The 6,273-nt window shown below is 72.2% G+C and carries 6 protein-coding genes; 3 read left to right on the top strand and 3 right to left on the bottom strand.

Translation table 11 applies throughout. From position 1 onward, the window contains the following. The first annotated feature begins 91 nt into the window (after positions 1-91). On the top strand, positions 92-814 hold the full coding sequence (locus E1211_RS29785) for a hypothetical protein (protein WP_132353185.1): 723 nt from the start codon (positions 92-94) through the stop codon (positions 812-814). A gap of 171 nt (positions 815-985) precedes the next feature. Here the strand turns inward: E1211_RS29785 and E1211_RS29780 are convergent, their stop codons facing one another. The 3 genes from E1211_RS29780 to E1211_RS29770 form a co-directional block, all read right to left on the bottom strand. Next, on the bottom strand, positions 986-2,023 hold the full coding sequence (locus E1211_RS29780; protein ID WP_243709758.1) for a nitronate monooxygenase family protein: 1,038 nt from the start codon (positions 2,021-2,023) through the stop codon (positions 986-988). 143 nt (positions 2,024-2,166) lie between these two features. Next, positions 2,167-3,165 (bottom strand): cytochrome d ubiquinol oxidase subunit II, encoded by a 999-nt coding sequence (gene cydB, locus E1211_RS29775; RefSeq protein WP_132353183.1) that lies wholly within the window; start codon positions 3,163-3,165, stop codon positions 2,167-2,169. Between the two features lie 16 nt (positions 3,166-3,181). After that, complete coding sequence (locus E1211_RS29770; protein WP_132353181.1) at positions 3,182-4,597, bottom strand: cytochrome ubiquinol oxidase subunit I; 1,416 nt, start codon at positions 4,595-4,597, stop codon at positions 3,182-3,184. Between the two features lie 228 nt (positions 4,598-4,825). Here E1211_RS29770 and E1211_RS29765 point away from each other — a divergent pair, with 228 nt between their 5' ends. Continuing rightward, the gene (locus E1211_RS29765) at positions 4,826-5,602 is read left to right on the top strand and encodes a 1-acyl-sn-glycerol-3-phosphate acyltransferase (RefSeq protein WP_132353179.1); all 777 of its coding nucleotides are present in this window, start codon (positions 4,826-4,828) and stop codon (positions 5,600-5,602) included. A gap of 74 nt (positions 5,603-5,676) precedes the next feature. Then, a complete protein-coding gene (locus E1211_RS29760) occupies positions 5,677-6,255 on the top strand; it encodes a TetR/AcrR family transcriptional regulator (RefSeq protein WP_243709759.1) in 579 nt (192 codons plus the stop codon). The last annotated feature ends 18 nt before the right edge of the window (positions 6,256-6,273 follow it).

Below are 6,273 nucleotides of genomic sequence, written 5' to 3'. Positions count from 1 at the left end.
GGGGTTCGGCGGGTGGTCACCCCCGGTGCGCGCTGTCACAGCGGGCTGGTATCAAGACAGGAATCAAACAGGTGTACGGGAGAGGTTGCTGATGGGTGCCGCTGGCCAAGGGTTGTCCGAAGACGACGTACGCACCTTCCGGGAGGCGTTGGCCGCGGGCCGCAAGCCGAAGGTGGTGTTCACCGCCGCGGCGGGGCAGATCGCCGGGCAGATCGGTCAGGTGGTGGAGTTGACCGACCCGACCGAGTCGGAGGAGTTCGTCGTCGTCCGGTTCGGCCGCGACGAGCTGCCCTTCTCCCCCGCCGACGTGGCGGTGGCGCCGCGCGGCGCGGGGCGCAAGGCGGTCGAACCGGAGCCGCAACCGGAGCCCGAACCGGCCGCGGCGCCGGCGGAGCCGGAGTTCGTGTTGGATCGGGTGCCGGCGCCGCGGCCGGCGCCACGTGAGGAGTCGAAGGTGGAGACGGTCGAGGCGGCCAAGCCGGCACGTCGGGCGGCGAAGGTGGCGAAGCCGAAGGGGCCGGCCGGGCTGACGGTGACGCTCGCCTACGCCGACGGTGAGTGGACGGTCGCGGCCCAGCAGGGCAGCAAGGCGCTGGCGAAGCCGTACGTGGTGAAACCGGCGGAGGCGCTGCGGATGGTGGCGCTTGTCGACGTGCCGGGGGTGCACGAGGCGGTGGAGCAGATCCTGGCGGCCGAGCGGGCCGAGGCGGAGCAGCAGGCGGAGAAGCTGCGCGCCGAGCTGGCGGAGATCGAGGCCCGGTTGGCGGAGCTGCGCGAGGCGGGCACCGAGGAGGGCGCGGACGAGTCGCGCTGAGGCGCGCGCGATGCGACTGTGCCGCGCAGTCCCGACCGTGCCGCACGGCTGATCGACTCGGCTTCCTGGAAAACGCGGTATCGCCCCACCTGGGCCAGCCCGACGTCAAGGAATCCGAGTCGATCATTGCCGAAGGTCGAAAACCGGGGTGGACGCCACCGGCCGGCCGGGTCAGAGGGCGGTGGTCAGCGCCTCCACCACGGCCGCGGCGGGGCCGGTACGCGCGTTGCGGTAGCCGGTGCCGGCCCAGAGGTGCAGCCGGTCCGGGTGCCCGGCCGCGGCGGCCGCCGCGCGCATGCCGCGAGTCAGGTGGTGCAGCTCGGGATAGCCGAGCGGCGCGGCCGGCTCGTAGCTGTCGATGAACGTGTTGCGCAGTCCCCGGGCCGGCCGGCCGGTGAAGGCGCGGGTGACGACGGTGGTGGTGCGGGCCGGGTCCGCGAGGGCGTCGCGGTGGGTCCGGTTCGCGCCGCTCTCGTCGGTGCGCAGCAGCAGGGTCCCCACGACCACCGCGGTGGCTCCCGCTCCGATCAGGTCACGGACGTCGTCCGGGCCGGCCACCCCACCGGCCGCGAGGACCGGCAGGCCGGTGGCCGCGACCACGTCGCGCACCAGCGGTCGGGTGGAGGTCGGCACGGCCGGTCGCCGCGGATCGTGGACGCCGCTGTGCCCGCCGGCCTCGGTGCCCTGGGCGATCAGCCCGTCGACGTCGAGGTCGCGGGCGGCGAGCGCCTCGGCCACGGAGGTGACGGTGGCGAGTGTCCGGGTGCCGGCGCCGCGCAGCGCGGCCAGCGCCGCCGGGTCGGGCAGCCCGAACGTGAAGCTGACCACCGGCACCGGATGCCGCACCAGCAGGTCGATCTTGTCGGTCCAGTGGTCGTCGTCGTGAGTGAGCGGCGCGGCGGCCAGGTCGAGGCCGTACGGTTCGCCCTCGGCGGCGATGCGCCGGGCGTACTCGCGGAAGATCGCCTCGTCGATCTCGGGCGGGCCGGGCACGAAGAGGTTCACCCCGCAGGGTGTGCCGGTGGCGGCCAGGTCGGTCAGGTCGGCGGCGAGCGCTTCGGCGCTGCGGTAGCCGGCGGGGACGAAACCGAAGCCGCCGGCCGCGGTGACCGCCCGTACCAGGGCCGGGGTGCTCGCTCCGCCGGCCATCGGCGCGCCGACGACAGGTGTCGCGCTGCCGAGCAGGTGGGTCCAGGGCGCACCGTTCACCGGATCACCATAGTGCGGGCCGCAGGAAGGTTCATCGGATGCGTCCGGAGCTCGCCGGGGCGGACCCGACGGTCCTGGACACCCGCGCCCCCGCACGGACCGCCGGCCCGCCCCGGGGAACGGGCGGCCGGCGGTGGTCGGTGCTAGTGCTGCGGGATGTGTGCCACGCCGATGCGCTTGCGGAACACCCAGTACGTCCAACCCTGGTAGGCGATCACGATCGGGGTGAACACCACCGCGATCCAGCTCATGATCTTCAGGGTGTAGGGGGTGGAGGCGGCGTTGGTGGCGGTCAGCGTGCCGGCCGCGTCCAGCGTCGAGGGCAGCACGTTCGGGAAGAGCGCCGCGAACAGGGTCGCCACGGCCAGGCCGATCGCCGCCGCGGTGCCGGCGAACGCCCACCCCTCCCGTCGTACCCGGGCGGCGGCGAGGGCACCGAGCAGCGCGAGCGCCGCGGCGGCGGCGAGCGCGACGGCGGCCGTGCTGGAGCGGATGCCCAGCGTCCAAACCAGGAACGCCACCGCCAGCACCGCCGCGCCGGCGCCCACCCGCACGGCGAGCTTCCCGGCGCGCTCGCGGATGTCGCCCACCGTCTTCAGCGCGACGAAGACCGCGCCGTGGGTGAGGAAGAGCGCGGCGGTGGTCACGCCGCCGAGCAGGGCGTACGGGTTGAGCAGGTCGAGCAGCCCGCCGACGTACTCGTGGTCGGCCGAGAGCGGCACGCCGCGCAGGATGTTGGCGAACGCCACCCCCCACAGCAGCGCCGGCACCAGCGAGCCGAAGAAGATCGCGGCGTCCCAGCGGCGCTTCCAGGAGGGCTCGGGGCGCTTGTGGCGGTACTCGAAGGCGACGCCGCGGGCGATCAGGGCGAGCAGGATCAGCAGCAGCGGCAGGTAGAAGCCGGAGAACATGGTGGCGTACCACTCGGGGAAGGCGGCGAACATGGCGCCGCCGGCGGTGATCAGCCAGACCTCGTTGCCGTCCCAGACCGGACCGATGGTGTTGATCAGCACGCGGCGTTCCCGGTCGTCGCGGCCGAGGACGGGCAGCAGCATGCCGACGCCGAAGTCGAAGCCCTCCAGGATGAAGTAGCCGGTGAAGAGCACGGCGATGAGCAGGAACCAGATGGTGGTGAGTTCCACGGTGCGCTCCCGGAGGTCAGTAGGCGAACGCGAGCGGACGCTCGGCGTCGTCGTGTTCGTTGTCGTTCTCGGGCTGCTCGGTGAGGTCGGGGACGCCGGCTCTGGCGTAGCGGACGAGCAGCCGGAACTCGACCACGGCGAGGGTGGCGTAGATCAGGGTGAACGCGGTGAACGAGGTGAGTACCTCGGTCAGTGACACGCTTCGGGACACCCCGTCGCGGGTGAGCATCTCGCCGAAGACGATCCACGGCTGGCGGCCCATCTCGGTGAAGATCCAGCCGAAGGCGTTCGCGGCCAGTGGCAGCAGCGGCATGAGCAGGCCGGCGCGCAGCAGCCACTTGCTGCGCGGGGCGCGGCCCTTGCGGTGGGTCCAGAGCACCAGCAGGGCGATCGCGGCCGCTGTCAACCCGAACGCGATCATGAAGCGGAAGCTCCAGTAGGTGACCGGGATGATCGGGGCGTAGTTGCCGGGGCCGTACTGGCTGGCGTACTGGGCCTGCAGGTCGTTGATGCCGTGCACGGTGCCGTTGGGGTCGCCGGTGCCGAGGTAGGAGAGCAGGTACGGGATCTTGATGGCGAACAGTTCCCGGCTGCCGTCGAGGCTGCCGACGGTGAGCACGGAGAACGAGGCGGGGCTCTCCGTGCTGTAGAGGCCCTCGGCGGCGGCCATCTTCATCGGCTGCACCTCGGTCATGATCTTGCCTTGGGTGTCGCCGGTGATGAGCACGCCGGCGGCGGCGATCAGGGTGACCCAGGAGCCGAACTTCGCGGCGAAGCGGTAGGTGGGGGTGTCGGTCGTGTCCCGGTTGCGGATCAGGTGCCACAGGGCCACGGCGACGATCAGCGAGCCGGCCACCAGGAACGCGCCGGCGATGGTGTGCGGGTAGGTGACCAGCGCGACCTTGTTGGTGAGTACGGCGACGAAGTCGGTGAGTTCGGCGCGGCCGGTGTCGGGGTTGATCCGGTAGCCGACCGGGTTCTGCATGAACGAGTTCGCGGCGAGGATGAAGTACGCGGAGAGGTTGGTGCCGATCGCCGCGGCCCAGATGCTGGCCAGGTGCAGGCGCTTGGGCAGCCGGTCCCAGCCGAAGATCCACAGACCGATGAAGGTGGACTCGAGGAAGAAGGCGACCAGCGCCTCGATGGCGAGCGGGGCGCCGAAGATGTCGCCGACGAAGCGGGAGTAGTCGCTCCAGTTCATGCCGAACTGGAACTCCTGCACGATGCCGGTGACCACGCCCATCGCGAAGTTGATCAGGAAGAGCTTGCCGTAGAACTTGGTGAGCTTGAGGTAGCGCTCCTTGCCGGTGCGTACCCACATGGTCTGGAGGATGGCGACCAGCGCGGAGAGGCCGATGGTCAACGGTACGAAGAGGAAGTGGTAGACGGTGGTGACACCGAACTGCCAGCGGGCGACGTCCAACGCGTCCACCGGGAACCTCCAGCTGTCGGTACTACGGGACGTAGTAAATACTACTTCCCGTCGTAGACGATTCGGCGTCGACCCGGCCACCGATTCGCCGCGCGACCGATGACCCTGGTCACCTTCGCCGGGCCGCCGGACGCTCCCGTCGATCAAGGCGGGCTCGCCGTCGCCCGACGGGTGACGTGGCGACCTCCGCGTCGCCGCCGCCGCAGCGCGTGGAAGCATTCACCGCTGATGGAGACCGCCCCCGCCACCTGGCAGCCCCCCGCGATCTGGCGCGCCGCCCAGCTGCTCGCCCGCGGCGTCGTCGCTCCCCTGGCCCGCCTCGAGGTCAGCGGGACGGTGCCCGAGGCGCTGCGCCGGGGTCCGCTGATCCTGGCCGCCAACCACATCAGCCCCTTCGACCCGATCGTGCTCACCGCCGCCTGCCGGGCGCGCGGGGTCGCCCCCCGGATCATGGCCACCGGCGGACTCTTCCGCGCGCCGGTGATCGGCGCCCTGATGCGCCGCGCCGGCCACCTCCGCGTCGACCGCGGCACCGCCGCCGTCGGTCGGGCGCTCGACGACGCCGCCGCGGCGGTCGCCGCCGGCTCGGTGATCCTGGTCTACCCGGAGGGCCGCATCGGCCTGGACCCGGGCCTCTGGCCCGAACGCGGCAAGACCGGCGCGGCCCGCCTCGCCTTCGCCTGCGGCGCCCCCGTCGTCCCGGTGGCTCAGTGGGGATCGCACGAGGTGCTGCCCTACCGGGCGCCGCGCGGGCTGCTCAAGGGCCTGGCCCGAGCGCTGGCGCGCCGCCCGGTGATCCGGGTGCACTTCGGGGAGCCCGTCGACCTCGCCGGCCTGACCCCGCAGACGCCCGGCGCCGCCCGGCACGCCACCAACCGGATCATCGACGCGATCACCGACGCGCTGGCGCCGCTGCGCCCGGACGAACCCGACAGGCCCCGGCACGTCGACCCGGGCCGACCCGTCGACACCAGCCGCGTGCACCGCCGCCGCCCACCAGCCTGAACCGCCAGGCAGGGAGCCGCCGCTTGACGGATTAGACAACTTTCGGAATGTCGTCTAATCTGTCTAGCGTGAGCATGTCAGAGGTGGAGCGGGGCGACCCGAAGCGCGCCGCCGTCCTCGCGGCCGCGGAAGGCGTCTTCGGCCGCTACGGGTTCCAGAAGACCTCGATGGAGGCGGTCGCCAAGGCCGCCGGGATCTCCCGGCCCGGCCTTTACCTGATCTTCCCCAACAAGGAGCAGCTCTACCGGGCCACCATGCAGGGCGTCATGGAACGCGCCCAGCTCGCGATGGAGGCGTGCTTCGCCGACGGGACGCTCAGTTTCCCCGAACGCCTGGTCGCCGCGCTCGACGCGCTCATGGGTCCGTACGTCGAGACCCAGGTGGCCCGGGACCTGGCCGAACTGCTGGAGAACAGCGGCCCGCAGTTGGGGTCGATGTTCGGCGACTACCAGGAACGGGCCCGCGCCACGATCAGCGATCGGATCGACGCGCTCGCTCCGGCCGGCCTGCTCGACCGGGGGCGCACCGCCCACGATGTCATGGACCTCCTCTTCTCGGCCGGGCTGACCTGGAAGTCGACGGCGACCGACCGCGACGACTTCCGTGACCGCGTCCGCCGCGCGGTGGCTCTCATCTGCGCCGACCCGACCTGACCGCACCCGCGGACAACC

Source organism: Micromonospora sp. 15K316 (assembly GCF_004348525.1).
Classification (GTDB): Bacteria; Actinomycetota; Actinomycetes; order Mycobacteriales; family Micromonosporaceae; genus Micromonospora.
This window is presented reverse-complemented; position numbering and strand designations above follow the sequence as displayed.

Bases quoted from the DNA above. Each gene is read 5' to 3' on its own strand.
- E1211_RS29785 (WP_132353185.1), top strand. From the start codon at position 92: ATGGGTGCCGCTGGCCAAGGGTTGTCCGAAGACGACGTACGCACCTTC.
- E1211_RS29765 (WP_132353179.1), top strand. From the start codon at position 4,826: ATGGAGACCGCCCCCGCCACCTGGCAGCCCCCCGCGATCTGGCGCGCC.
- E1211_RS29760 (WP_243709759.1), top strand. From the start codon at position 5,677: ATGTCAGAGGTGGAGCGGGGCGACCCGAAGCGCGCCGCCGTCCTCGCG.